This is a genomic window from Rhodobacter sp. Har01 (assembly GCF_020564565.1).
Taxonomy (GTDB): domain Bacteria; phylum Pseudomonadota; class Alphaproteobacteria; order Rhodobacterales; family Rhodobacteraceae; genus Pseudogemmobacter.
The window spans coordinates 668,392-692,292 of record NZ_JAJCTD010000001.1; the positions used below are offsets into that span (position 1 = coordinate 668,392).

General features: G+C 67.0%; 24 protein-coding genes and 1 tRNA gene. 10 read left to right on the top strand and 15 right to left on the bottom strand.

Features of this window, described 5'->3' with window-relative positions:
• Positions 1 to 49 precede the first annotated feature (49 nt).
• Complete coding sequence (locus tag LHP98_RS03195; RefSeq protein ID WP_227251034.1) at positions 50 to 964, bottom strand: pseudouridine-5'-phosphate glycosidase; 915 nt, start codon at positions 962 to 964, stop codon at positions 50 to 52.
• On the bottom strand, positions 961 to 1,854 hold the full coding sequence (locus LHP98_RS03200) for a PfkB family carbohydrate kinase (RefSeq protein ID WP_227251035.1): 894 nt from the start codon (positions 1,852 to 1,854) through the stop codon (positions 961 to 963). The genes LHP98_RS03195 and LHP98_RS03200 overlap by 4 nt, the downstream gene beginning before the upstream one ends.
• A gap of 227 nt (positions 1,855 to 2,081) precedes the next feature.
• Here LHP98_RS03200 and rpsB point away from each other — a divergent pair, with 227 nt between their 5' ends.
• Together rpsB and tsf are read left to right on the top strand one after the other, a co-directional pair.
• A complete protein-coding gene (gene rpsB / locus LHP98_RS03205) occupies positions 2,082 to 2,852 on the top strand; it encodes a 30S ribosomal protein S2 (protein ID WP_227251036.1) in 771 nt (256 codons plus the stop codon).
• Positions 2,853 to 2,925: 73 nt separating this feature from the next.
• Entirely contained in the window at positions 2,926 to 3,834 is a 909-nt protein-coding gene (gene tsf / locus LHP98_RS03210; protein ID WP_227251037.1) for a translation elongation factor Ts, read from the top strand.
• A gap of 403 nt (positions 3,835 to 4,237) precedes the next feature.
• Here the strand turns inward: tsf and LHP98_RS03215 are convergent, their stop codons facing one another.
• Complete coding sequence (locus LHP98_RS03215) at positions 4,238 to 5,026, bottom strand: LuxR family transcriptional regulator (protein WP_227251038.1); 789 nt, start codon at positions 5,024 to 5,026, stop codon at positions 4,238 to 4,240.
• Between the two features lie 137 nt (positions 5,027 to 5,163).
• Between LHP98_RS03215 and LHP98_RS03220 the strand changes: the two genes are divergently transcribed.
• Positions 5,164 to 6,339 (top strand): NAD(P)/FAD-dependent oxidoreductase, encoded by a 1,176-nt coding sequence (locus LHP98_RS03220; protein ID WP_227251039.1) that lies wholly within the window; start codon positions 5,164 to 5,166, stop codon positions 6,337 to 6,339.
• Between the two features lie 312 nt (positions 6,340 to 6,651).
• Here LHP98_RS03220 and LHP98_RS03225 read toward each other — a convergent pair.
• Positions 6,652 to 6,728: transfer RNA gene (locus tag LHP98_RS03225), tRNA-Arg, on the bottom strand.
• Positions 6,729 to 6,890: 162 nt separating this feature from the next.
• On the opposite strand from LHP98_RS03225, the gene LHP98_RS03230 reads away from it, so the two are divergent.
• Complete coding sequence (locus LHP98_RS03230; protein WP_227251040.1) at positions 6,891 to 9,011, top strand: S8 family peptidase; 2,121 nt, start codon at positions 6,891 to 6,893, stop codon at positions 9,009 to 9,011.
• Positions 9,012 to 9,018: 7 nt separating this feature from the next.
• On the opposite strand, the gene LHP98_RS03235 is transcribed toward LHP98_RS03230, so the two are convergent.
• From LHP98_RS03235 to LHP98_RS03280, 10 genes are all read right to left on the bottom strand, one after another.
• On the bottom strand, positions 9,019 to 10,239 hold the full coding sequence (locus tag LHP98_RS03235; protein ID WP_227251041.1) for a cysteine desulfurase: 1,221 nt from the start codon (positions 10,237 to 10,239) through the stop codon (positions 9,019 to 9,021).
• Positions 10,232 to 10,804 carry a YIP1 family protein gene (locus LHP98_RS03240; RefSeq protein WP_227251042.1) on the bottom strand — a complete coding sequence of 191 codons (573 nt, stop codon included), beginning with the start codon at positions 10,802 to 10,804 and terminating at the stop codon, positions 10,232 to 10,234. Before LHP98_RS03240 ends, LHP98_RS03235 begins: the two co-directional genes overlap by 8 nt.
• An 8-nt stretch (positions 10,805 to 10,812) precedes the next feature.
• Entirely contained in the window at positions 10,813 to 11,331 is a 519-nt protein-coding gene (locus LHP98_RS03245; RefSeq protein ID WP_227251043.1) for a YIP1 family protein, read from the bottom strand.
• Positions 11,331 to 12,617, bottom strand: a complete 1,287-nt coding sequence (sufD, locus tag LHP98_RS03250; protein WP_227251044.1) for a Fe-S cluster assembly protein SufD — start codon at positions 12,615 to 12,617, stop codon at positions 11,331 to 11,333. Before sufD ends, LHP98_RS03245 begins: the two co-directional genes overlap by 1 nt.
• The gene (gene sufC / locus LHP98_RS03255) at positions 12,617 to 13,372 is read right to left on the bottom strand and encodes a Fe-S cluster assembly ATPase SufC (protein WP_227251045.1); all 756 of its coding nucleotides are present in this window, start codon (positions 13,370 to 13,372) and stop codon (positions 12,617 to 12,619) included. The genes sufD and sufC overlap by 1 nt, the downstream gene beginning before the upstream one ends.
• Positions 13,373 to 13,382: 10 nt before the next feature.
• Positions 13,383 to 13,973 carry a hypothetical protein gene (locus LHP98_RS03260; protein WP_227251046.1) on the bottom strand — a complete coding sequence of 197 codons (591 nt, stop codon included), beginning with the start codon at positions 13,971 to 13,973 and terminating at the stop codon, positions 13,383 to 13,385.
• A gap of 12 nt (positions 13,974 to 13,985) precedes the next feature.
• Entirely contained in the window at positions 13,986 to 14,519 is a 534-nt protein-coding gene (locus LHP98_RS03265) for a hypothetical protein (RefSeq protein WP_227251047.1), read from the bottom strand.
• A gap of 196 nt (positions 14,520 to 14,715) precedes the next feature.
• Entirely contained in the window at positions 14,716 to 16,227 is a 1,512-nt protein-coding gene (gene sufB / locus LHP98_RS03270) for a Fe-S cluster assembly protein SufB (protein WP_227251048.1), read from the bottom strand.
• 14 nt (positions 16,228 to 16,241) lie between these two features.
• Complete coding sequence (locus tag LHP98_RS03275) at positions 16,242 to 17,285, bottom strand: cysteine desulfurase family protein (RefSeq protein WP_227251049.1); 1,044 nt, start codon at positions 17,283 to 17,285, stop codon at positions 16,242 to 16,244.
• An 88-nt stretch (positions 17,286 to 17,373) separates the two neighbouring features.
• Entirely contained in the window at positions 17,374 to 17,835 is a 462-nt protein-coding gene (locus LHP98_RS03280) for an Rrf2 family transcriptional regulator (RefSeq protein WP_227251050.1), read from the bottom strand.
• Positions 17,836 to 18,000: 165 nt separating this feature from the next.
• On the opposite strand from LHP98_RS03280, the gene LHP98_RS03285 reads away from it, so the two are divergent.
• From LHP98_RS03285 to LHP98_RS03305, 5 genes are all read left to right on the top strand, one after another.
• Positions 18,001 to 18,660 (top strand): alpha/beta hydrolase, encoded by a 660-nt coding sequence (locus tag LHP98_RS03285; RefSeq protein WP_227251051.1) that lies wholly within the window; start codon positions 18,001 to 18,003, stop codon positions 18,658 to 18,660.
• A complete protein-coding gene (locus LHP98_RS03290; protein ID WP_227251052.1) occupies positions 18,660 to 18,923 on the top strand; it encodes a hypothetical protein in 264 nt (87 codons plus the stop codon). Before LHP98_RS03285 ends, LHP98_RS03290 begins: the two co-directional genes overlap by 1 nt.
• Positions 18,920 to 19,504 (top strand): HD domain-containing protein, encoded by a 585-nt coding sequence (locus LHP98_RS03295; protein ID WP_227251053.1) that lies wholly within the window; start codon positions 18,920 to 18,922, stop codon positions 19,502 to 19,504. Before LHP98_RS03290 ends, LHP98_RS03295 begins: the two co-directional genes overlap by 4 nt.
• 100 nt (positions 19,505 to 19,604) lie before the next feature.
• Complete coding sequence (locus LHP98_RS03300; RefSeq protein WP_227251054.1) at positions 19,605 to 20,819, top strand: NADP-dependent isocitrate dehydrogenase; 1,215 nt, start codon at positions 19,605 to 19,607, stop codon at positions 20,817 to 20,819.
• 241 nt (positions 20,820 to 21,060) lie between these two features.
• The gene (locus tag LHP98_RS03305) at positions 21,061 to 21,663 is read left to right on the top strand and encodes a YitT family protein (RefSeq protein WP_227251055.1); all 603 of its coding nucleotides are present in this window, start codon (positions 21,061 to 21,063) and stop codon (positions 21,661 to 21,663) included.
• 35 nt (positions 21,664 to 21,698) lie between these two features.
• On the opposite strand, the gene LHP98_RS03310 is transcribed toward LHP98_RS03305, so the two are convergent.
• The gene (locus LHP98_RS03310) at positions 21,699 to 21,875 is read right to left on the bottom strand and encodes a hypothetical protein (RefSeq protein ID WP_227251056.1); all 177 of its coding nucleotides are present in this window, start codon (positions 21,873 to 21,875) and stop codon (positions 21,699 to 21,701) included.
• 182 nt (positions 21,876 to 22,057) lie between these two features.
• Between LHP98_RS03310 and typA the strand changes: the two genes are divergently transcribed.
• On the top strand, positions 22,058 to 23,875 hold the full coding sequence (gene typA, locus LHP98_RS03315; RefSeq protein WP_227251057.1) for a translational GTPase TypA: 1,818 nt from the start codon (positions 22,058 to 22,060) through the stop codon (positions 23,873 to 23,875).
• Positions 23,876 to 23,901: the final 26 nt, after the last annotated feature.

Below are 23,901 nucleotides of genomic sequence, written 5' to 3' on the forward strand. Positions count from 1 at the left end.
CCGTCGGCGCAATGCCGCAGGGGCCGATTTTTTCAGCCCTTCCACAGCGTCACGAGGGTTTGGCCAGTTCCGCGGCAATCGCCGCCGCCAGCCGCGAATTGGCCAGTACCAGCGCGATGTTGGCGGCCAGCGACCGGCCCGCGGTGTGCTGGAAGATGCGGTCCAGCAGGAACGGCGTCACCGCCTTGGCGGCGATGCCGGCCGCCTGCGCCTCGGCGAGGGCGGCCTCGATGTGCGGCGTGATCTCGGCGCGGGGTATCTCCGCCTCGGCCGGGATCGGGTTCGCCACCAGCTGGCCGCCGGGCAGGCCCAGCCGGCCCCGCATCCGGTGCGCGGCGGCGACCTCGGCGGCGCTGTTCATCCGCAAGGGCGCGCTCAGCCCCGAGGAGCGTGACCAGAAGGCAGGAAACTCGTCCTGACCAAAGGCGATGACCGGCACGCCATGGGTTTCCAGCACCTCGAGCGTCTTCGGCAGATCGAGGATGGCCTTGGCCCCGGCGGCAACCACGGTGACCGGGGTCTGCGCCAGCTCCATCAGGTCGGCCGAGATGTCGAAGCTGTCCTCGGCCCCGCGATGCACACCGCCGATGCCGCCAGTGGCAAAGACCGCGATGCCCGCAAGGCGGGCGCAGATCATCGTCGCGGCGACCGTGGTCGCCCCGATGCCGCCGCTGGCCAGGCACGCCGCCAGATCGGCCCGGGAAAGCTTGGCCACATCTTGCGCCTGGCCCAGCCGGTCCAGGTCTGCCGCGGTCAGGCCGACATGGATGTGGCCGTCCATCACCGCGATGGTAGCCGGCACCGCCCCGGCCGCGCGTACCGCGGCCTCGACCGCGCGGGCGGTTTCCACGTTCTGCGGCCAGGGCATGCCATGGGTGATGATGGTGGATTCCAGCGCCACCAGCGGGGCGCCGGCGGCGCGGGCAGCGGCGACTTCGGGCGAGAAGGTCAGCGGCGGGGTCATGTTCCGATCTCTCCCGAGACATAGGTGGCGGCGGCGCGCAGGGCGGCGGCAAGCGCCCCCCCGCGATCGGCGCCGGTGCGTTCGGCCACGAGATGGGCCGACATGAAGGTGTCGCCGGCCCCGGTGACGCGGGTGACCAGGACCTGCGGCGGCGTGTCGACGATCACCGTCGCCTCGCCCCGGGCCCCGTCGGCACAGGGGCGCCCGCCGTCGGTCACCAGCACCCGCGCGGCCCCGCGCTCCAGCATCGCCTTTGCGGCCTCGGGGGCACTGTCCGCCTGGGACCGGGTCAACAGCCGCGCCTCTTGCAGGTTGACATAGAAGGTTGCGCGCGGATGCCGCATCAGCGGTGCCAGCCGTTCGGCCTTGCCCGGGCTGGCCGGCGCCACGCGCAGGTCGGCGGCCGCGAACAGCGGCGAGGTGGCGATGCCTGCCAGCAGGGTTTCGGTCAGGTTGCCATCGACGGCGATCAGGCCGGTCCAGGGCCGTGCGGCATCGCCGAGCCGCCCGTCGGCAAGCGGGCGCAGGATACGGTCGCCTGCGGCCTCCAGCGAATGCGCGTCGGCCACCGCGGCGATCAGGCCGTTGGCGCCCTCGATGGCCATGTAGCGGTCGGTCGGCAGGTCGTCCGAGCGGTAGGCGTAGCCGGTCTCGACCCCCAGCCGGGCACAGGCGGCCACCAGATCCTCGCCTTCGGCATCGCGGCCGAGGGCGGTCAGCACCGCCGGACGCAGTCCGAACCGCGCCACCGTCATGGCGATGTTCATCGCGACACCCCCCGGCAGGCGGGTGATCCGGCCGGGCACGTCGGACCCCAGCCGCAGCGCCGAAGCGCTGCGGCCGATGATGTCCCACAAGACCGAACCGATGCAGAGGATGTCGGGTGTCATGCGGTCTTCATCGCCTAAGGTCGGGCGGCGCGCAAGCGGCGGCCGGGCAGGGGTATTTGGGCCAAGATGAAGGGCAAGGGGTTGCGCTGCGCGGCGGAGCCACGTATACGCGCGCCACTTCACAGGGTCGGTGCGGGCCGGACGGGGAGAAATCCCGTTTCGGTCCACCGGTTGGGCGCAAGCCTGAGATCACCGTCCCGAGGCGCGAAACCGGAAAGGAATTCGACATGGCGCTCCCCGAGTTTTCCATGCGTCAGCTGCTTGAAGCTGGCGTTCACTATGGCCACCAGACCGCCCGCTGGAACCCCCGCATGGGCGAGTATATCTATGGTGACCGCAACGGCATTCACATCCTCGACCTGACGCAGACCGTTCCGCTGTTGGACCAGGCGCTGAAGATCGTCCGCGACACCGTCGCCAAGGGCGGCCGCATCCTGTTCGTCGGCACCAAGCGCCAGGCGCAGAAGCCGATCGCCGAGGCGGCCGAGAAATGCGCCCAGTATTACATGAACCACCGCTGGCTGGGCGGTACGCTGACCAACTGGAAGACCATCTCGGCCTCGATCCAGCGCCTCAAGCAGATCGACGAGGTTCTGGCGGCCGGTGCCGAAGGCCTGACCAAGAAGGAACGGCTGAACATGGAACGCGACCAGGCCAAGCTGCAGGCCAGCCTGGGCGGCATCCGTGAAATGGGCGGCGTGCCGGACCTGCTGTTCATCATCGACGTGGGCAAGGAAGACCTGGCGATCCTGGAAGCCGGCAAGCTGGGCATCCCGGTTGTGGCCGTGGTCGACACCAACTGCTCGCCCAAGGGCGTGACCCACATCATCCCGGGCAACGACGACGCCGCCCGCGCCATCGCGCTGTATTGCGACCTGATCGCCCGCGCCGCGCTGGACGGCATGTCGGCGCAGCTGGGTGCCGCCGGGGTGGACCTCGGTGCGCTGGACGCCGCGCCTGCCGAAGAGGCCGTGGTCGAGGCTGCGGTCGAGGCCTGAGCCTCTGTCACCGATCTGACATGCGGCGGGGGGATACCCCCGCCGAACCCCATTGCGATTGCAGGAGACTGACATGACCGTCACCGCCCAGATGGTGAAAGAACTGCGCGATTCCACCGGCGCAGGCATGATGGACGCCAAGAAGGCGCTGACCGAGACCAACGGCGACATGGAAGCCGCGGTCGACTGGTTGCGCACCAAGGGCCTGGCGAAAGCCGCCAAGAAGGCCGACCGCGTGGCCGCCGAAGGCCTGGTCGGCGTTGCCGTCGACAACGGCCGCGGCGTTGCGGTCGAGATCAACTCGGAAACCGACTTCGTCGCCAAGAACGCCGACTTCCAGGCGCTGGTGCGCGAAGTGGCGCGCGTGGCGCTGACCGTCGGCGACTCGGTCGAGGTCGTCCGCGCCTCGGACCTGAACGGCAAGACCGTCGAAGAGGTGATCCAGGAAGCCATCGCCCGCATCGGCGAGAACATGACCTTCCGCCGCCTGCATGTGCTGGAAGGCGACACCGTGGTGTCCTATGTCCACAACGCGGCGGCGGCCGGCATGGGCAAGATCGGCGTGCTGGTCGCGCTGAAGGGCGACGCCACCAAGGCCGAAGAGATCGGCAAGCAGTTCGCCATGCACATCGCCGCGACCTCGCCGCTGGCGCTGTCGGAAGCCCACCTCGACCCGGCCGTGCTTGAGCGCGAACTGGCGGTGCAGACCGCCAAGGCGCTGGAAGAAAACGCATCCTCGGCCAAGCCCAAGCCCGAGGCGGTGATCCAGAACAACATCATCCCGGGCCGGATGAAGCGCTTCCTGGCGGAAAACACGCTGCTGGGCCAGGCCTTCGTCATCAATCCCGACGTGACCGTCGAGCAGGCGGCCAAGGATGCCGGCGTCGAGATCACCGGCTACGCCCGCGTCGCCGTGGGCGAGGGGATCGAGAAGAAGTCCGAGGATTTCGCCGCCGAAGTGGCGAAGATGGTCCAGGGCTGATCCGCCCGGACCGCCGGCCAGACTGACAAGGCCCGCGCCGGGTGCTTCGGCGCGGGCCTCTTGCATTCAGGCGGCAAGAAAAGGTGCGGCACCTCCCCAGAGGGCCGCACCTTGTGCCGTCCGGCCCGGACTCACTGGGGAATGAGGACACAGGGCCGGTCCGTCGACCCTTGGCCCGCCGCAAAGGCCGACCTCAGGTGTCGCCCGCAGCCCCAGGGGAAGGGGGTGCGGACCATGAAAAGGGGCGGTCGAACCGATGCCGGAATTGCGGCGGGCCGGCCGCCCCGTGTTCCCAGGCAAAACGCCACCACTCACGGAACCCGACCACCCTGCCGCATGACGTGGCGTCAGGCGAGTGCGGTTTTCCAGACCTGCCCCGGAAGGCCGGCCGCGGCGTCGCGGCCTAGCGGGCGGCCTGGGCTGCCGGTTCAGGGCCGCGCTGGAAGATCATGTTCAACAGCGCGCCCTTGGCGACGGCCTGGGCCGTGGTCTCGACCGCCAGCGCCTCGCGCGCCAGCCGCAGGTGCTTTTCCACCATCGCCGGGCTGACGCCCATCAGCAGCGCCACATCCTGCGTGGTCTTGCCGTCGGCCACCCATTCCAGCGCCTCGCGCTGGCGCGGGCTCAGGGCACGCGCCGGGGCCAGTTGCGGCAGTTGCACGATGCGCAGGTGCATCACATGCGCGACGGCCACGATCTCGTCATGCCGCTCGGCCCAGATCGCCTCGACCGCGTCGTGGTCAAGGCCAATGTCCGCGATCAGCCCGACGGCGCCCTTGGCCCGGGCCGAAGCCTCGGGAAAGCTGACCGAGATTCCCGCGGTCACCCCCATCGCTACGTTCTGCCGAACCGCCTCGGCCTCTTCGGCCGACAGCCGGCCCGCCAGGAAGGCCTCGCGCACCCATTTCCAGGTGCAGGACCCCGAAGTCCGTTCCGCCCAGCGGAACACCGGGGTCTTGGCGTAAAAGCCGCCCTGGAAATAGCGCCGGGCGTAGTCGGCGTCGCAGGTGGTCAGGAACAGCGCGTCGTCGGGGTCTCCGATGGTGCGCAGGTGGCGAAACCGCGTGAAGCCATAGTTGATTCGCGAAAACCCAAGGGTCGCGAAATGGCGGGTCGCCAGCGACCAGGCGGCGTCGATGCTTTGCGCCTCGGCGATCCGGATCAGCAGGCCCAGGACGGCACAACTGGACATCTCAGACTCCTTCACACGCCGCGGTCGGATTTGGCGGTCGGATTTGCGGGTCGCCGCGGCAGGTTGTCCTTATCCCCGCAACTGTCATATGCAGACGCACAGGCCCTGTCGAGGCTTGGGACGGACGGAAGGCAATCATGACGGAAGATGTCATCATCATCGGCGGTGGGGTGATGGGCGCCTCGGCTGCCTACTGGCTGACCCGGATGTCGCCGGGGCTGCGCGTCCTGGTGGTCGAACGCGATCCGACCTATCAGCGTGCCGCCACGGCGCTGTCCGTCGCCTCGGTGCGCCAGCAGTTTTCCGCGGCTGTGAACGTCAAGATTTCACGCTTTGCTATTGATTTCATAAGAAACTTTGCGGAACGTATTGGCCCGACGGCAGAAGTCGCTTCGCTGGGCCTCAAGGAAAACGGCTATCTCTTCCTGACCACGCGCCCCGACCAGGCCGCCTTGATGCGGGAACTGGCGGCGATGCAGCGCGCCGCGGGGGCCGCAACCGAAGTCTGGACCGCGGCCCAGACCCGGGCCCGCTATCCCTGGCTGAACACCGACGACATTGCCGCTGGCAGCATCGGTCTGCGCGATGAAGGCTGGTTTGACAACATGGGTCTGTTGCAGGGCTTCCGGAACGCGGCGCGGGCTCAAGGTGCCAGGTTCATCAAGGCCGAAGCGACCGGAGTTCAAGTGACCGGCGGGCGCGTGACCGGGGTCCAGATCGAGGGCAGGGGCCTGGTCCCCTGCGCTGCCGTCATCAACGCGGCCGGCACCCGGGCCGCACAGGTGATGGCCTGGGCCGGCCTGCCGCATCCGGTCGAGCCGCGCAAGCGCACCGTCTTCGTGATCGACGCTCCGAACGCCCGTCACCCCGACGCACCCTTGCTGATCGACCACGGCTTCTACCTGCGCCCCGAAGGTCAGGGCCAGTGGATCACGGCGACCGTGCCGCAAGACGACGGGCCTTGTGATGTCAATGACTTCGAGCCTGACCTTCACCTCTTTGAAGAGGTCATCTGGGAACAGCTTTATCACCGCGCACCGGGTTTCGACGCGGTCAAGGTCGTGCGGCATTGGGTTGGGCAATACGACTACTGCACGCTTGACCAGAACGCGATCCTTGGCCCGCATCCGGCGCTGGCCAACCTGTATCTGATGAGCGGCTTCTCCGGCCACGGCCTGCAACAATCGCCAGCGGTCGGCCGCGGCATTGCCGAGCATATCCTGCACGGCGGCTGGCAAAGCCTTGATCTGTCAGAGCTTTCGGTCGACCGCGTGGTTCAGGGCAAACCGCTCCTGGAACTGGCAGTGGTCTGATGGCTCCATCGGTATTTTACATAATACTGATTATACGCTAATCAGACTGACCCAAGCCCCGCTTCGGATCGCCCCCGTATCTCCATCAAGTTGGGTTCGAGCCACCTGCTCCGGTTCCTTCTGCGGCCGGATCAAGGTCAGCGACCCCGGGCCAAGGCCGATCACAACGTGACGCTTGTCGCAGACTGCACCGGTTTGCCCAACTCGCCACGCCTGCCATTGCTGATACTGCACGCCCGCGGCACATCGGGCTTGACGGGCCTGACTCGGGCCTCGCCGCCAGTATCGAATGACCTCATCTCAAGGCAGGATTGGCGCACCCGACAGGATTCGAACCTGTGACCTCTGCCTTCGGAGGGCAGCACTCTATCCAGCTGAGCTACGGGTGCCTGGGCGGTTCTATACGGTCTTGGCCCCGACCCCGCAACCCCGAAGCGCGTGGCGCCCGGGCCAACGCCGGCGGCGGTTCGTCACCGGATCGCTTCGGCTTGACAGGCGCTGCCCCAAACCCGACTGTTCGGTTCAGCCTTTGGTCCAAGGGTCTTGCAGCCATGTCGTTTCCGGAATTGTCGTTTCCCTCGCGCCCGGCGTCAGCCGTCTGCCTTGCCGCCCTGGCCGCCTGCACCGGAGGCTCGGACACCGCCCCGACGATCATCCCGGGCGGCTCCGGCACGCTGGGGTCCTGGTTTGTCGAGGACTTCGCGCCTTGGGAGGCGACCGTCGCCCAGCTGCGTCAGACGGCACGCTATCGACTGCAGAACACCGACTGGCATTTCAATTCGGCCCCCACCGTCACGTACCACAGCTTTCCCCTGGCTGCCGGCCACATCGACTATGCCCATGCCGTCGGCCTGACCGGGCTGGGCCAGCTCATCGCCATTTCGGATGCCGGCTTCCGCGTCGGGCATGAGGCCATCGCGGGGCGCGCCCAGGTGACCGGCACGGTCACCGCCGACGATCACGGGACCATGGTCGCCTCGATCGCGGCCGGCGATTCCGCCACCATGATCGGCGTTGCGCCACGGGCGCGCCTGATCCTCGGGGCCTTCGATACGCAGACCGACCTGGCGCTGACCGCCAACACCGCCCGGCAGGCCGGCGCCGTGGCATTGAACAATTCCTGGGGCTACAAGACGCCAGCCACGCCGCTGGGCTTCGACCAGATCTTTTCAGGCACCGATGGTGCGGCCTATCTGACCGCGCTGCGCGACTACGCCGCCGAAGGCGTCGTGGTCTTCGCCTTGTCCAACGAAGATTCGGCGACCGCGGCCGAAATCATGCCCGCCCTGCCCCTGCTGGACCGGCAACTCGAACCGGGCTGGCTTGCTGTCGGCAACGCAACCGCGACCTTCGATGCCGACCATGTGCTGTCGGCCACGCGGCTGTCCTCGGGCTGCCTGGAGGCCGCCGCCTGGTGCCTGTTCGCCGACGGCAGCTGGACGGCCGCCGTCGCCTTCATTCCCGGCTCCGCGAGTGCCTCGACCACGTCCTACGGCTTCGGCACCGGCTCTTCCTTTGCGGCGCCGCAGGTGTCGGGCGCGCTGGCGCTTCTGGCCGAGGCGTTTCCGGACCTCACGCCGCATCAGTTGCGGCTGCGCCTGCTGGCCTCGGCCGACAATGATTTCGCCGGGTTCTCCGCCGACGGTTCGGTCGAACTGGTGCCCGGCTTCGCGCATGCCTACAGCGACGAATTCGGCCATGGCTTTCTCAACCTCAAGTCGGCGCTGCTGCCGATCGGCGTGCCCGTGATTTCGGTCGATGGCGCGGCGGTGCCGCTGGCCGAAGCGCGCATCGTCACCGGCGCGGGCCTGGGCGACGCCCTGACCCGGGGCCTGGCACCCTATGACCTGGCGGTGGCCGACAGCTTGGCCGGCACGTTCGCGATGCCGGCCCCGGCGCTGACCCTTGCCATGGCCCCCGAGCCGCTGTCGCTGCGCGCCGCGCGCCTTGGCGCCGAGGGCGTCGGCAGCGCCGACCCCGGCCCTGTCGGCGCGCGCTTCGACGGCTTTTCCGGCACCGACCTTGCGCTGGTCTCGGCCGATGCCGCCCTGGCCTTGCACGTGCTGATGCCGGCCCCCGGGTCCGAAAGCCTGGGGCTTTCGATCACCCGCCGAATCGGCGACGACATCGCCGGCCTGGATCTGGGGCTGAAGCTGGCGCGCGACGGCGGCGAGGTTTTCGGCCTCGGCGACAACCGGACCGGCGGCGGGACCGCCATGGCGGCGCTGACGCTGGGGATGCGCAGCAGTCTGCGCGGCGATGGCTTTCTGCAGGTCGGGGCCGAACTGGGCCTGGCGCAAGCCTCCGGCGGTGGCGCGCTGACCGAGGTGGGACGGATGGCCTTCGACAGTTTCGGCGCCGAAATCGGCAGCCGCAACGTGTTCTCGCGGGGCGATCGCCTGACCCTTGGCCTCTCGGCCCCGCTGGCGGTCAGCGCTGGCACGGCCCGCGCCCGCCTGCCCGTCCTGTCAACCGATGGCCGGACGCGGATGGCCGACATCGCCCTGCCCCTCGCCCCCGAGGCGCGCGAGATGGACCTGCGGATCGGCTACGACATACCCCTGGCCCGCGGCGCCGACCTGCGCCTGGACCTGATCCACGCCGCCAATTTCGGCAATCAGGCGGGACTTGAAGACACCGCCGGCGCACTGACGCTGCGGCTGTCGTTCTGACGCCGCCTCAGCCGAACAGGTCCTGGCACAGCTCCAGCGCCGAGACCAGCGCATCGACCTCGGCCTCGGTGTTGTACAGCCCGAACGAGGCGCGGCAGGTTGCCGTGACGCCCATGTGCGCCATCAGCGGCATGGCGCAATGGGTGCCCGCGCGGACGGCGATGCCGCGCTTGTCCAGCACGGTCGAGATGTCATGGGCATGGGCAGCCCCTTGCAGGGTGAAGCTGAAAATGGCCCCCTTCCCTGCCGATTTTCCCTGCAGGTTCAGCCAGTTCAAGCCTGAAAGCCGATCCCGCGCATAGTCCCTCAGGCGGAGTTCATGGGCAGCGATCTCGGCCATGCCCAGGCCCATCATGTATTCCAGCGCCACACCCAGCCCGATCTGCTGCACGATCCCTGGCGTGCCGGCTTCGAACTTCATCGGCGGGTCGGCATAGCTCACGGCGTCGCGCGCAACCTCGCGGATCATGTCGCCGCCACCCAGAAAGGGCCGCATCTCCTGCATCCGCTCGCGCCGGATGAAGATCGCCCCGGAACCACATGGCCCATATAGCTTGTGACCAGTGATCGCATAGAAATCGCAGCCCAGTGCGGTCAGGTCCACCGGCCGGTGCACCGCGGCCTGAGAGCCATCCACCAGCACCGGAACGCCCTTGTCTTGCGCTGCCCGGCAGATCGCCGCCACGTCCACCACCGTGCCCAGCACGTTCGACATCTGCGTCACCGCCACCAGGCGCGTCCGCGGCCCGATGGCGTCGATCACCGCCTGCGGGTCCAGATCGCCGTTCGCGTCGCAGTCCACCCATTTCAGCACAACCCCCTGGCGTTCGCGCAGAAAGTGCCAGGGAACGATGTTGGCATGGTGTTCCATCACCGACAGCACGATCTCGTCGCCTGGCTGCATCCGCGGCGCTGCCCAGGCATAGGACACCAGGTTGATCCCCTCGGTCGTGCCACTGGTGAAGACGATCTCGTCTTCGGACGGCGCGTTCAGAAAGCGGCGGACAATACCGCGCACCGCCTCGTACTTTTCGGTCGCAAGATTGGAAAGGTAGTGCAAGCCTCTGTGAACATTCGCATATTCCATGGAATATGCCTGTGTCACCGCATCAATCACCACCTGCGGCTTCTGCGCGCTGGCGCCGTTGTCCAGGTAGACCAGCGGCTTGCCGTTCACCTCGCGGCTCAGGATCGGGAAATCGCGCCGCACGGCCGTGACGTCATACATGGTTCAGCACCTCCGGTCCGAAGACCGCCGACAGGATCAGTGAAATCACCACGACCAGCCCGAACATGACCAGAAGAATTGCTCCGAACACCCTCAAAGTGCTTGAGAATCCATGCAGTTCCGCGATGAAGTTCGAGGCCAGCCAGAAGAACAGACCGATCGACAAAAGCCCCAGCGGCAGAGCCAGCGGCGGCACCGCCAGCAGAAGGACGATCTGCAGAAGCTGGATCGCCAGCATGATCGCCTGCAGCCAGGCCACCAGCAGAACCGCATCGTCCGGCGATCCCGTCCCGCCCCAGGCCCGGCCGACCGTGTGGACCAGCAGCGCCGATATCGCCAGCATCGCCAGTTCCACCGCCGCGGCCCGGAACGGCGAGGCAAAGAACAGGCTCGCCAGCCCTTCCATCGGCGGCGAGATCGCCTGCGCCACGAACACCAGCAGCGCCGAGGCGACCGCCGTCAGCGTCAGCGCGGCCCAGCGGGCGCCGCGTGGCAGGTCCATCCGCAGAACCCCGCGCAGGCCGGCGCGCGGATCGCGCAGGGTCTCGGCCATACGTGTCGCCATGGTCTGCATCATGGCCGGTGCGCTTCGCGCATCAGGGTGATCCACAACCACAGGAACCCCGCGGCCACCGCCACACCGGTGGCCGTCAGCGCCGGGCCGGGGCCGATGAAGCCCGCCACCAGGCCCTGGAACAGCATCCAGGGCGACACCGCCAGAAGAGCCCAGAACAGCGCCAGCCGCGAATGAACGGCGCTGCCCTTGCCGCCCAGACCCTTCGCCACCGCATGGGCCAGCCCGGCAAGCGCATAGAACAGCAGCGGTGCCAGGAACAGCAGCGCAAAGAGGTTGATTCCCATCAGCGCCTGCAGGCTGGGCACCTGGTCGACCGGCGTGCCGGCCGCCTCAGCCGCCTGGCGCGCCTGATGCGCCTGGCGCGACAGCCGGGGCCATTGCGCGACAAAGATCAACAGGCAGGCGCCCATCATGTAGGCCAGCGCCTGCGCTTCGCCGCCCTGCCGGTCCAGCAGCCGGCGAAACACCTGCCGAGGGCGGGTCCAGGTTGCCACAATGTCGGTGCTGACGGCCATTACCTTGCGTGCCGGTTCAACCAGCCCTCCAGACGCCCCCGTATGTCCTCGGCAATCGCCTCGTCGTCAATCTCCTGGATCGCCTCCGACAGGAAAGCAAGCACCAGCAGCGCCTGCGCCGCCCGTTTCGGCACGCCGCGCGACTGCAGGTAGAACAATGCCGTCTCGTCGATCGCGCCGCTGGTCGAGCCGTGGCTGCATTTCACGTCATCGGCGTAGATTTCCAGTTCGGGCTTGGCCAGGAACTGGCTGTCCTCGTCCAGCAGCAGGCTCTGGCTGATCTGGTATCCGTCGGTCTTCTGCGCCCCGGCCTTGACCAGGATCTTGCCCTGGAACACCCCGACCGCGCCGTTCTTCAGCACCTTCTTGAACACCTGGCGGCTTTCGCAGCGTTCGGCGGCGTGGGTCACGAAGACCGTGTCGTCGTGATGGAAATCGCCGTCGCCCATCGTCGCGCCGGCGACATGGGCCATGCTGTCCGCGCCCGCCAGTTCGATCACCACCTCGTTGCGGGTCAGCCGGCCATTCGCGGTCAGGGTAAAGCTCTTGAACATCGACCTGGCGCCAAGCCGGGCGAAGACATGGGTGACGGCCCGGCGTTCGTGGTCCGGGCCCTGGGCGCGCACATGGTGAAAGCTGCCGCCGTCGGCGACCTCGACCTCCATCACCTTGCAGAACCGGGCCGCAGCCGGGCCATTTTCCAGAACGGTCAGGTCAGCACCCGTCTCGACCTTTATGCAATGGTGCAAGATCGCATCCGAAGTCTCTGACTTGTGAATGTAAATCAGGGAAATCGGCTTCCTGGCCCGCGCTGTTGCCCGGATCAGCACGCCATCGGTCGCGTAGGCCGTGTTCATCGTCGCCAGCGGCCGATCAACCGGCGACTGCCCGCGCGCCTCAAGCACGCCGAACAGGTCCCTGGCCCAGTGCCCCGGGCGCGCGGCCGCTTCCGCAAGCCGCTCGATCTCGACTCCGGCAAGCCGCGGATCGTCCGACGCCTTGGCGTCGAAGACGCCGTCCACGAAGACCAGTTTCACTCGGTCGATGGCGGTGAAGACCGGCGTCTCTTCCTCTTCGCCGTCAACCCGGGCCGGCGAAGGGTCCGCAGCCGTCAGGCTGGTCGGATCGGTGTAGCGCCAGTATTCGTCACGCCGGGCCGGCAGGCCCATGGCCGCCAGCCGCGCCCGAGCCGCGGCCCGGGCGGTGCCCAGCCACCCCTCGCTCACCACCGTCAGCCCGGCGGTGCGGGCGGCCAGCGTGGCGCGCTTTGCCTCTGCCAGCGCCATCACTTCACCTCGGCCAGAAGGTCGGCATAGCCGTTGTGCTCGACTTCCAGCGCCAGGTCCGGCCCGCCGCTGCGGATGATGCGCCCGGCCGCCATGATATGGACCACGTCAGGTTTGATATGATCCAGAAGCCTTTGATAATGCGTGATGACCAGGAAGGACCGCCGGCCGTTGCGAAGCGCGTTCACGCCGTCCGCGACCAGTTTCATGGCGTCGACGTCTAGGCCCGAGTCGGTCTCGTCCAGGATGCACATCTTCGGTTCCAGAACCGCCATCTGGAGGATCTCGTTGCGCTTCTTCTCTCCGCCCGAGAACCCCACGTTCACCGGCCGCTTCAGCATCTCGGCGTCGATCTTCAGCGCCTTGGCCTTCTCGCGCACCAGTTTCAGGAAATCGCCCGCGCTCAGGTCGTCCAGGCCCTGCGCCTTGCGTTGGGCGTTCAGGGCGGTGCGCAGGAAGGTCATGTTGCCGACGCCGGGGATTTCCACCGGATACTGAAACGCCAGGAACAGGCCCGCCGCCGCGCGCTCCTCGGGCTCCATCGCCAGCAAGTCCTGGCCGTCCAGCCGGGCGCTGCCTTCGGTCACCTGATAGCCGCCCCGGCCCGACAGCACATAGGAAAGCGTCGACTTGCCCGAGCCGTTCGGGCCCATGATGGCATGCACCTCGCCGGGCTTCACCAGCAGGTCCACCCCGCGCAGAATGACCTTGTCCTCTTCCTCAAGCTTCACGTGCAGGTTATTGATCTCAAGCATCTTCTTCTCCTCAGACCGGCGACAGCAGCGCGCGGGCGAAAAGCCGCAGCCGGTCCGGCGTCAATGGGGTCGGGGACAGATCGAAGCGCGCCATGCGGCCGATCATCTCGACCGGAGGCAGCAGGGTTTCGGCGGCGTGATAGGTCTTGCGCAGCCGGTAGTCGTCAAAGAACAGCGTCACCTGGCGGGCGATCCGGAACGCCACTGTCAGGAAACAGGCCAGCCGGAACCGCCCGTCCACCAGCACCACATCGGGATGGCGGAACGCCGGCTGCTCCCAGACCGACAGCGGATAGTCCGGCCAGTCACGGAAGCGCGTCTCGTCCACCGGGTGCCCCCAGCGACGGGTCGGGCCGATGTCGGCATGCAGAACATGCGCCTGCCCCGGCGTCGGGTTCGCCGCAAACCAGGACCGCAGCCCGGCGGCCCAGGCCGCATCGCTTTCCACCGCCCAGACCTCGGCCCCCAGCTCCGCCGCCATCACGGTGGACCCGCCAGAGCCGTATTCCAGCACCACATCCGCCCCCGTATAGGCGTGCCGCAAGGCCGCGGCCTCGGCCTCGGGCAGGATCAGGTCGGGGCGATGCGGGGCCTCACGCATCGCCGCCCGCCTTCAGAACGGGAAGCTGATCCCCCGGAACAGCAGCGAATGCGGCTCGGTGATCGAGGTGATCCGCGCCACCCAGATCGGCGAGAACAGCGTCTCGAAGGTGTCCGGATAGAGATGCACCAGATTGTGAAAGGACAGCATGCCGACGACCACGCCCATCAGCAGCGGCACCCGCAGCGCCTTTTCTCGCAGGCCCGCCAGATGTGCCAGCACCACGGCAATGCAGGCGCCGATCAGGGCGACCATGGCCATCTCGAAGTCGACATTCTCGGGCGTCTGCGGCACGCCATTCAGCACCCAGTCGGCATAGCGCCCCAAGGCATGGCTCAGAAAGCCAAGACCAAGGCACAGCGGAAAGACCAGCACAAAGCCTGCGTTGCGCAGCACGTCGCCCAGACCGCCCCGCCGCTGCCGGCTTTTCGGCCGATACGAGAATGTCAGGTCCTGGCCGACGAAGACGGTTGCCTTGCCGCTGGCCTGGCCGGCGCGGATGCGGGCGATCCGGGCCTCGAAACTTGCATTCTGTCCTGCCATCATCGCCCGGCCCCGCCTTCATGTCAGGAACCAGTTGATCGCGACCGGAATGGCGCCAATAGGACGCAATTCGTTCAATTGCGTGAAAACTTGGGCGAAAATCCTGCATCGCTTCAGCCCCGGGCCAGCTTGATCCCGGCCGCAGCGACCACGGCAGCACGCCGCATCAGCACCACCAGGAGGACGTTCGCCGGGCCCATCAGCCGACACTGCCTTCCAGGCTGATCGCCACCAGACTCTGCGCTTCCATGGCAAACTCCATCGGCAGGGCCTGCAGGACCTCCTTGCAGAAGCCGTTGACGATCAGCGCCACCGCCGCCTCGGCCCCGATCCCGCGCGAGAGGCAGTAGAACAGCTGCTCCTCGTCCACCTTCGAGGTGGTTGCCTCGTGTTCGGCCCGGCTCGAGCTGTTCTTGACCTCGATATACGGCACCGTATGGGCGCCGCATCTGTCTCCGATCAGCAGGCTGTCGCATTGCGTGAAGTTGCGGCTGTTGGCGGCGCGCGGGTGCATGCTGACCAGGCCGCGATAGGTGTTCTGTGCCCGGCCTGCCGATATCCCCTTGGAAACGATGCGCGATTTCGTGTTCTTGCCCAGATGAACCATCTTGGTGCCGGTATCGGCCTGCTGGGCATTGTTGGTGATGGCGATCGAGTAGAATTCACCCTGCGCGCCCTCGCCCCGCAGGATGCAGGAGGGGTATTTCCAGGTGATCGCCGACCCGGTTTCCACCTGGGTCCACATCACCTTGGACCGGTCGCCCCGGCAATCGGCGCGCTTGGTGACGAAGTTGTAGATGCCGCCGCGGCCCTCTTCGTCGCCCGGATACCAGTTCTGCACGGTCGAATACTTGACCTCGGCATCCTCCAGCACGACGATTTCCACCACCGCCGCATGCAACTGGTGGGTGTCGCGCTTGGGCGCGGTGCAACCCTCAAGGTAGCTGACGTAAGACCCCTTGTCGGCGATGATCAGCGTCCGCTCGAACTGGCCGGTGTTTTCGGCGTTGATACGGAAATAGGTGCTCAACTCCATCGGGCAGCGCACGCCCGGCGGGATATAGACGAACGACCCGTCCGAGAAGACCGCGCAGTTCAGTGTGGCAAAGAAGTTGTCGCTTTGCGGCACGACGCTGCCCAGGTACTTCTGCACCAGTTCGGGATAGTCGCGGATCGCCTCCGAGATCGGGCAGAAGATCACCCCCGCCTTCATCAGTTCCGCCTTGAAGGTGGTGCCGACCGACACCGAATCGAACACCGCGTCCACTGCGACCTGGCGCTCACCCTCGGGGATCTCGACCCCGGCCAGCAGCGCCTGTTCCTTCAACGGAATGCCCAGCTTGGCATAGGTGGCCAGAAGCTTCGGATCGACCTCATCCAGAGACTTCGGTTTGACCGCCATGCTCTTGGGTTTGGCGTAGTAATACTGATCCTGATAGTCGATGGCGGGATAGTGCAGCATCGCCCACCGCGGCTCTTCCAGCCCGACCCAGCGACGATAGGCGGCCAGGCGCCAGTCCAGCATCCACTCCGGCTCGCCATTCTTGGAGCTGATCAGCCGAACGATGTCCTCGTTCAGACCCTTCGGCGCGTACTCCGTCTCGATCTCGGTTTCCCAGCCGTACTTGTACTTGCCGGCCATGGCCGCCACGGTCTCGATCGTCTCGCGGTCCACGCCATCGCGGATGTCTTCTGCCTCGGCCGTCTTCATCGCGCCCCTCTTCGTCACGCCGCCCGCGCGCGGGCCTTCGCATAGGCCTTGGTCCACACTTCGGCGAACCGCAGCACATCCTGTTCCGTCACCCCCGGCCCCAGCGAGAGGCGGATCGCCTGCCCCGCCGCGGCCTCGTCGAACCCCATCGCGCGCAGCACCTTCGAGGCCCTCACCTTGCCGCTGGAACAGGCCGAACCTGCCGAGACGGCAAAGCCTGCCAGGTCCATCGCCATCACCTGCGTCTCGCCCTTCCAGCCCGGCGCGATGATGCACAGGGTGTTCGGAAGCCGCGCCACGCCTTTCCCGACAGAAATAGTATTATTTGCACCCGCCGACAATGCCGATTCTAGAATATTTCTAACTTGCGCCACTTCCTCCCAGACGCCAAGCGCCAGATCCCGGGCCGCGGCCTCGGCAGCGGCGCCGAATCCGGCAATTCCGATCAGGTTCTCGGTCCCGGCCCGGCGCCCGGACTCCTGCCCACCACCGCGTATTTGTGCATGCACATCAATGCCTTGTCGCAAGACAAGGGCGCCCACCCCTGACGGACCGCCCAATTTGTGGGCACTGACCAGTCCGATGCCGCATCCCAGCCAGTTGAACGCCACCGGCAGCTTGCCAAAGCCCTGGGTCAGGTCCGACACCGCCAGACCCTCCGGCAGCGTCTGGACGATGCCGGTCTCGGAATTTGCCAGTTGCAGCGCCATACGCCCCGGTATGCCGACCCCCACCGCGCCGGCAGGCTCCACCGGCAGGACCGGGTCGCACCAAGCTGTCACCGCCTCGTGCTCGACCGCCGCGCAAATCAGACCCCGCCCCGCGCAGGCCAGCGCCGCCGCCTCGGTGGCGCCCGAGGTGAACACCACATCCGCCCCCTCGGCCCCCAGCGCCGCGGCCACCTGCTGGCGCGCCTTTTCCAGCACGGCCTTCGCCGCCCGCCCCTCGGCATGCACCGAAGACGGGTTTCCCACCACCTCCATCGCCGCCGCCATCGCTGCCTTCGCCTCGGCCCGCAAGGGTGCCGTCGCGTTCCAGTCCAGGTAAAGGCGGCTCATGCGCCTTCCTCTCTGGGAAAATATCCTCCGGGGGTCCGGGGGTGGAAAACCCCCGGGGCCTCAACCGCGCGCGGCCAACCCAGGCGGCTCATTCGTCATCCACCACCCGAAACAGCGACGGCACCGCCGGGCAGGGCGTCAGATCGTTCTTCACCACATCCGACAACCGCGCCTGGTGCAGGAAGACATAGACATTGGCCGACAGGCTTTCCCACAGCCGGTTGGTCAGGCTTTGCGCCCGGGTGCCCGAGACGCCCCCGGTGGCCCCTGCCCCGGTGTGCATGGCATCCACCGTCTCTTCCACCGCCTGCAAGACCTCGCTGACGCGAATGCTCGCGGGGTCGCGGGCCAGCTTGTAGCCGCCGCCGGGTCCGCGCACCGCTTCCACCAGCCCGGCCCGGCGCAGCTTGACGAACAATTGCTCCAGGTAAGGCAGGCTGATGTCCTGCCGTTTCGAGATCTCCGCCAGCGACACCATGTCGTCGCCTTTGGCCAGGGCCAGGTCGGCCAGCGCCACCATCGCATACCGCCCTTTGGTCGAGAGTTTCATCGCCGCCTCCCTTGCGCTGCGCCGCAAGTCCATTGACGCCGCCTGTCGCGGCCTTTACGTGAAAAACCGGTGATCCCGGCGGCCGCCGCAGGGCCGCTGGGGTTGGTCTAGATTCTCCGGGCGATAGCGTCAACGATCGCTCCAGGCAACAAGCAGGCAAGGTCCATGCCCGAAGTCATCTTTGCCGGTCCCGAAGGCCGCCTCGAAGGCCGCTACCATCCGCAGAAGGATCGTGACGCGCCGATCGCCATCGTGCTGCACCCGCACCCTGCCTACGGGGGCACGATGAACAACAAGGTGGTCTACAACCTTCACTACGCCTTCTACAACCTGGGCTTCACCGTGCTGCGGTTCAACTTCCGCGGCGTCGGCCGCAGCCAGGGCGAGTATGACCAGGGCATCGGCGAACTCAGCGACGCGGCCTCGGCGCTGGACTACCTGCAGACGATGAACCAGAACGCCAAGCATTGCTGGGTCGCCGGGTTTTCCTTCGGCGCCTGGATCGGCATGCAGCTTCTGATGCGCCGCCCCGAAATCACCGGCTTCGTCTCGGTCGCCCCCCCGGCGAACCTTTACGATTTCTCCTTCCTGGCCCCCTGCCCGTCGTCCGGCCTGATCATCAATGGCACCGCCGACAAGGTGGCCCCGCCGAAGGATACCCGCACGCTGGTCGCCAAGTTGCACGAGCAGAAGGGCATCACCATCACCCATGTCGAGGTCGAAGGCGCCGACCACTTCTTCAAGGACGAAGAGGCGCACATGAAGCCGATGATCGAAACGGTCTCCGACTATGTCCGGCGAAGGATGGGTGAAGGAACCCGCTGATGTCCTTCATCCAGGAGCTTGCCGACCAACTGGCCAAGGATGTCCTCGAGGCTCAGGACGAACTTGGCGACGACCGGTTCTACGAACAGGTGGGCAAGGTGCTGCTGGCCGCCTCTCCCACCGTGCAAGAGGCCTTCATGACCTCGATCCGCATCCGCCTGGCCGAGCGTCGCGGCCGCGACTTCCTGAACCGCACGCTGAAGGCCAAGCGCGAAGGCGGCAAGGCCCCGGCGGCCCCGCGCGATCCGGGCGGCGGGCATTGAGCGACCGCCTCGACCGGCAGTTCGCCTTCCTCGACGAAGCCGACCGGCTGAAGTCCGTCCTGCGCGCGACCACGCTTTGCGACGGCTCGCGCCGCGAGAATTCGGCCGAGCATTCCTGGCACCTGGCGCTTTACGCCCTGGCGCTGGCCGACCATGCGGCCCCGGACGTCTCGATCGACCGGGTGATCCGCATGCTGATCCTGCACGATCTGGTGGAAATCGACGTCGGCGACGTGCCGATCCATTCCGCCAACGGCACGGCCCATGCCAGCGCCCAGACGCAAGCCGCCGAACAACGCGCCGCCGACCGCATCTTCGGCCTGCTTCCCCCTGATCTCGCCGCGCAATTCCGTGCGCTCTGGGATGAATTCGAAGCCGCCGAGACGGCCGACGCCGTCTTCGCCAAATCGCTCGACCGGGTGCAGCCGGTGATGGCCAACCTCGCCTCCGGCGGCGGCACCTGGACAACCTACAACGTCACCTTCGACCAGCTCGATTCCCGCGTCGGAGCCAAGATCGCCCGCGGTGCGCCCCGGCTATGGGACTGGGTCCGCGACCGGGCCCGCGCCTGGTTCGACTGATGCCGCGACAATTCGGTATACCGCCGCATACCATCTTTTCCGCAGGCAATCTTTCCGCTAAGACGGCCCCAGCGAATCCCCGAACCGAAAGGGCAGACCCGTGACCAAGATCAAGGTGGCCAATCCCATCGTCGAGATGGACGGCGACGAGATGACCCGGATCATCTGGGACTTCATCAAGAAGAAGCTGATCCTGCCTTACCTGGACATCGACCTGCTCTACTACGACCTCGGGATCGAGGAACGCGACCGCACCGGCGACCAGATCACCATCGACAGCGCGATGAAGACCAAGGAAGTCGGCGTCGCAGTGAAATGCGCCACCATCACGCCCGACGAGGCGCGGGTGCAGGAATTCAACCTGCGCGAAATGTGGAAGTCGCCCAACGGCACCATCCGCAACATCCTGGGCGGCGTGATCTTCCGCGAACCGATCATCTGCAAGAACGTGCCGCGGCTGGTGCCGCACTGGACGCAGCCGGTGATCGTCGGCCGCCACGCCTTCGGCGACCAGTACAAGGCGACCGACTTCCGCTTCCCGGGCAAGGGCGTGCTGACCATCAAGTTTGTCGGCGAAGACGGCACCGTGATCGAGAAGGAGGTCTTTAAGGCCCCCTCCTCGGGCGTCGCGATGGGTATGTACAACCTCGACGACTCGATCACCGATTTCGCCCGCGCCTCGCTGAACTACGGGCTGCTGCGCAACTACCCGGTGTATCTGTCGACCAAGAACACCATCCTCAAGGCCTATGACGGCCGCTTCAAGGACCTGTTCCAGAAGGTCTACGAAGAGGAGTTCGAGGCCGAGTTCAAGAAGCGCGGCCTGACCTACGAACACCGGTTGATCGACGACATGGTGGCCTCCAGCCTGAAATGGTCGGGCGGCTATGTCTGGGCCTGCAAGAACTATGACGGCGACGTGCAGTCCGACACCGTGGCCCAGGGCTTCGGCAGCCTTGGCCTGATGACATCGGTGCTGATGACCCCCGATGGCAAGATCGTGGAAGCCGAGGCCGCCCACGGCACTGTGACCCGCCACTTCCGCGAGCATCAGAAGGGCAAGGAGACCTCGACCAACTCGATCGCCTCGATCTACGCCTGGACCGGCGGGCTGAAGCACCGCGCCAAGCTGGATGGCAACGACGCCCTGATGACCTTCGCCCAGACGCTGGAGCGCGTCACCGTGCAGGCGGTGGAAGACGGCCACATGACCAAGGATCTGGCTCTGCTGGTTGGCCCGGATCAGAAGTGGCTGACCACCATCGGCTACCTGGAAAAGGTGGACGACTACCTGAACAAGGCCCTCAAAGGCTGACATACGGGCCCTTGGGGACCGCAGGGGCCAGGGGAAACCCTGGCCCTTTCGCTTTCCCGGCCACCGGCGCGCCCTGCCGCGCCCGGGAACCGGAATTCGCGCGAATTCCGTCCACGATTTCCGCTCGGAAATCGTCTTCCGCCGAACCGCAGTCCCCTCCTGGTGCGAAACACCGCTTTCCCTGTCCCGGTCGCCGGTATAGGCACCGCACCATTCCGATCCGCCCCCACCCCTGCCCCAGATGCCTGACCCCGAAAAGCACAGCCTCCTCGAAGACGCCCAGGGCCTGGTCTACGGCGCCACCATGGCCGCCTTCGGCATCACCCTGCTCACCCATCTGGGCCTCGTCACCGGCCAGACCGCGGGGCTGGCGGTGCTGATCTCCTATGCCACCGGCTGGGGCTTCGGGCCGGTGTTCTTTGCGGTGAACCTGCCGTTCTACCTTCTCGGCTACCTGCGCATGGGTCTCGCGTTCACGGTCAAGACTTTTCTCGCCGTGGCCCTGCTCTCGGCCCTTGCGGTCTGGATGCCGCAGCACCTGTCCTTCGCCAGCCTGAACCCCTGGCTCGGTGCCGTGCTGTTCGGCTTCCTTTCCGGCTCGGCCCTGCTTGCGTTGTTCCGCCATGGCGCCAGCCTGGGCGGCGTCGGCATCGTCGCCGTCATGCTGCAGGACCGGTTGGGCTGGCGTGCCGGCTGGGTGCAACTGGGCTTTGACGCCGTGCTCTTCGCCGCCGCCTTCTTCGTGCGCGACGCGAAAACGGTGGCGATCAGCTTCCTGGGCGCGCTGGTGGTCAACCTGGTGGTCGCCATCAACCACCGCCGCGACCGCTACATCGCCACCTGAGGCCGCCATACCGGGGCGTATGGCGGCCACCCGGCTCAGTATTTCGGCTTCACGCGCTTGCAGGGCACGATCCGGCCATAGGCGTCATAGCAGGCGCGGCCGACCCGGTCGTCGTCGCCGGGGCCGGGCAGCACCACCGCCGCCGGCGCCACCGCGGCCAGCGCCGTGGTCAGTGTCATCGTGGCGATCATCAGCTTCACAAGGGCTTTCATGGCAGGTCTCCTTCTGCTTCCGCCAGGACCGGGCCAACCCCGATCCGATGCCTGAAACCCTAGTCCCCGCAGCCTTTTCCCGCTGTTCCCCAGGAAACACCGACGCCGGGCCCTGCCCCTCTGGCCACGGCCCGGAAAACCCTGTAAGCCCCGCCCGACCCTCCCCCCGGACCCAGGCCCCCATGCAACTGCGAAACATCGCCATCATCGCCCATGTCGACCACGGCAAGACCACGCTGGTGGACGAGCTTCTCAAGCAGTCCGGCGCCTTCCGCGAGGGCCAGCAGGTCTCCGAACGCGCGATGGATTCAAACGACATCGAGCGCGAGCGCGGGATCACCATCCTGGCCAAGTGCACATCGGTCGAATGGAAGGGCAAGCGGGTCAACATCGTCGACACCCCCGGCCACGCCGATTTCGGCGGCGAGGTCGAGCGCATCCTGAGCATGGTCGACGGCGTCTGCCTGCTGGTCGACGCCGCCGAAGGCCCGATGCCGCAGACCAAGTTCGTGCTGGCCAAGGCCCTCGCTCTGGGCCTGCGCCCCATCGTGGTGCTGAACAAGGTCGACAAGCCTGACGCCGAACCCGACCGCGCCCTGAACGAGGTCTTCGATCTCTTCGCCAACCTCGGCGCCAGCGACGCTCAACTCGACTTTCCCCACGTCTATGCCTCCGGCCGCAGCGGCTGGGCCGACATGGAGCTGGACGGCCCGCGCAAGGACCTCTCGGCCCTGTTCGACCTGATCGTGCGCCACGTCCCGGCGCCCGCCCAGGTTGCGCATGACTCCGAACCCTTCCGGATGCTGGCGACCACCCTTTCCGCCGACCCCTACCTTGGCCGCATCCTGACCGGGCGCATCGAATCCGGCCGGGTGGCGCAAGGCACCACCCTCAAGGCCCTGTCGCGCGACGGTGACCGGATCGAGCAGTTCCGGGTGACCAAGATCCTCGCCTTCCGCGGCCTGAACCAGACCGCCGTCGACGAAGCCTTCGCCGGCGACATCGTCACCCTGGCCGGCATGACCAAGGCCACCGTCGCCGACACCCTCTGCGCCCCCGAGGTCGACACCGCCCTGCCCGCCCAGCCGATCGACCCGCCCACCATCACCGTCACCTTCGGCATCAACGACAGCCCGCTGGCCGGCCGCGACGGCAGCAAGGTGCAGTCCCGCGTAATCCGCGACCGCCTGCTGAAAGAGGCCGAGACCAACGTCGCCATCAAGGTCGCCGACACCCCAGGCGGCGAGGCCTTCGAGGTTTCGGGCCGTGGCGAGCTGCAGATGGGCGTGCTGATCGAGAACATGCGCCGCGAAGGCTTCGAGCTGTCGATCTCGCGCCCCCGCGTCATCCTGCAAGACATCGACGGCACCCGGAACGAGCCGATCGAAGAGGTCATCGTCGACGTCGACGACGAATTCTCCGGCGTGGTGATCGACAAGCTGACCGGAGAGCGCAAGGGCGATCTGGTCGAGATGCGTCCCGCCGGCGCCGGCAAGACCCGCATCATTGCCCATGTCCCCTCGCGTGGCCTGATCGGCTATCACGGCCAGTTCCTGACCGACACCCGCGGCTCGGGCGTGCTGAACCGCATCTTCCACGGCTGGGCGCCGCACAAGGGCGCGATCCAGGGCCGCCGTCAGGGCGTGCTGATCAGTATGGAGACCGGCGTCTCGGTCGCCTATGCCCTGTGGAACCTGGAAGATCGCGGCCGCATGTTCATCGGCCCGCAGGAACAGATCTACGCCGGCATGATCATCGGCGAGCACAGCCGCGAAAACGATCTGGAAGTGAACCCGCTCAAGGGCAAGAAGCTGACCAACGTCCGCGCCTCCGGCACGGATGAGGCGGTCCGGCTGACCCCGCACATCCGCTTCAGCCTGGAAGAGGCCATCGCCTACATCGACGATGATGAACTGGTCGAGGTCACCCCCAAGATCATCCGCCTGCGCAAGCGCATCCTCGATTCGAATGACCGCAAGCGCGCCTCGCGCAGCGAATAGCCGCCCAAGCGGCTGCGGGCTCGCGA

Bases quoted from the DNA above. Each gene is read 5' to 3' on its own strand.
- LHP98_RS03195 (WP_227251034.1), bottom strand. From the start codon at position 964: ATGACCCCGCCGCTGACCTTCTCGCCCGAAGTCGCCGCTGCCCGCGCC.
- LHP98_RS03200 (WP_227251035.1), bottom strand. From the start codon at position 1,854: ATGACACCCGACATCCTCTGCATCGGTTCGGTCTTGTGGGACATCATC.
- rpsB (WP_227251036.1), top strand. From the start codon at position 2,082: ATGGCGCTCCCCGAGTTTTCCATGCGTCAGCTGCTTGAAGCTGGCGTT.
- tsf (WP_227251037.1), top strand. From the start codon at position 2,926: ATGACCGTCACCGCCCAGATGGTGAAAGAACTGCGCGATTCCACCGGC.
- LHP98_RS03215 (WP_227251038.1), bottom strand. From the start codon at position 5,026: ATGTCCAGTTGTGCCGTCCTGGGCCTGCTGATCCGGATCGCCGAGGCG.
- LHP98_RS03220 (WP_227251039.1), top strand. From the start codon at position 5,164: ATGACGGAAGATGTCATCATCATCGGCGGTGGGGTGATGGGCGCCTCG.
- LHP98_RS03230 (WP_227251040.1), top strand. From the start codon at position 6,891: ATGTCGTTTCCGGAATTGTCGTTTCCCTCGCGCCCGGCGTCAGCCGTC.
- LHP98_RS03235 (WP_227251041.1), bottom strand. From the start codon at position 10,239: ATGTATGACGTCACGGCCGTGCGGCGCGATTTCCCGATCCTGAGCCGC.
- LHP98_RS03240 (WP_227251042.1), bottom strand. From the start codon at position 10,804: ATGGCGACACGTATGGCCGAGACCCTGCGCGATCCGCGCGCCGGCCTG.
- LHP98_RS03245 (WP_227251043.1), bottom strand. From the start codon at position 11,331: ATGGCCGTCAGCACCGACATTGTGGCAACCTGGACCCGCCCTCGGCAG.
- sufD (WP_227251044.1), bottom strand. From the start codon at position 12,617: ATGGCGCTGGCAGAGGCAAAGCGCGCCACGCTGGCCGCCCGCACCGCC.
- sufC (WP_227251045.1), bottom strand. From the start codon at position 13,372: ATGCTTGAGATCAATAACCTGCACGTGAAGCTTGAGGAAGAGGACAAG.
- LHP98_RS03260 (WP_227251046.1), bottom strand. From the start codon at position 13,973: ATGCGTGAGGCCCCGCATCGCCCCGACCTGATCCTGCCCGAGGCCGAG.
- LHP98_RS03265 (WP_227251047.1), bottom strand. From the start codon at position 14,519: ATGATGGCAGGACAGAATGCAAGTTTCGAGGCCCGGATCGCCCGCATC.
- sufB (WP_227251048.1), bottom strand. From the start codon at position 16,227: ATGAAGACGGCCGAGGCAGAAGACATCCGCGATGGCGTGGACCGCGAG.
- LHP98_RS03275 (WP_227251049.1), bottom strand. From the start codon at position 17,285: ATGAGCCGCCTTTACCTGGACTGGAACGCGACGGCACCCTTGCGGGCC.
- LHP98_RS03280 (WP_227251050.1), bottom strand. From the start codon at position 17,835: ATGAAACTCTCGACCAAAGGGCGGTATGCGATGGTGGCGCTGGCCGAC.
- LHP98_RS03285 (WP_227251051.1), top strand. From the start codon at position 18,001: ATGCCCGAAGTCATCTTTGCCGGTCCCGAAGGCCGCCTCGAAGGCCGC.
- LHP98_RS03290 (WP_227251052.1), top strand. From the start codon at position 18,660: ATGTCCTTCATCCAGGAGCTTGCCGACCAACTGGCCAAGGATGTCCTC.
- LHP98_RS03305 (WP_227251055.1), top strand. From the start codon at position 21,061: ATGCCTGACCCCGAAAAGCACAGCCTCCTCGAAGACGCCCAGGGCCTG.
- LHP98_RS03310 (WP_227251056.1), bottom strand. From the start codon at position 21,875: ATGAAAGCCCTTGTGAAGCTGATGATCGCCACGATGACACTGACCACG.
- typA (WP_227251057.1), top strand. From the start codon at position 22,058: ATGCAACTGCGAAACATCGCCATCATCGCCCATGTCGACCACGGCAAG.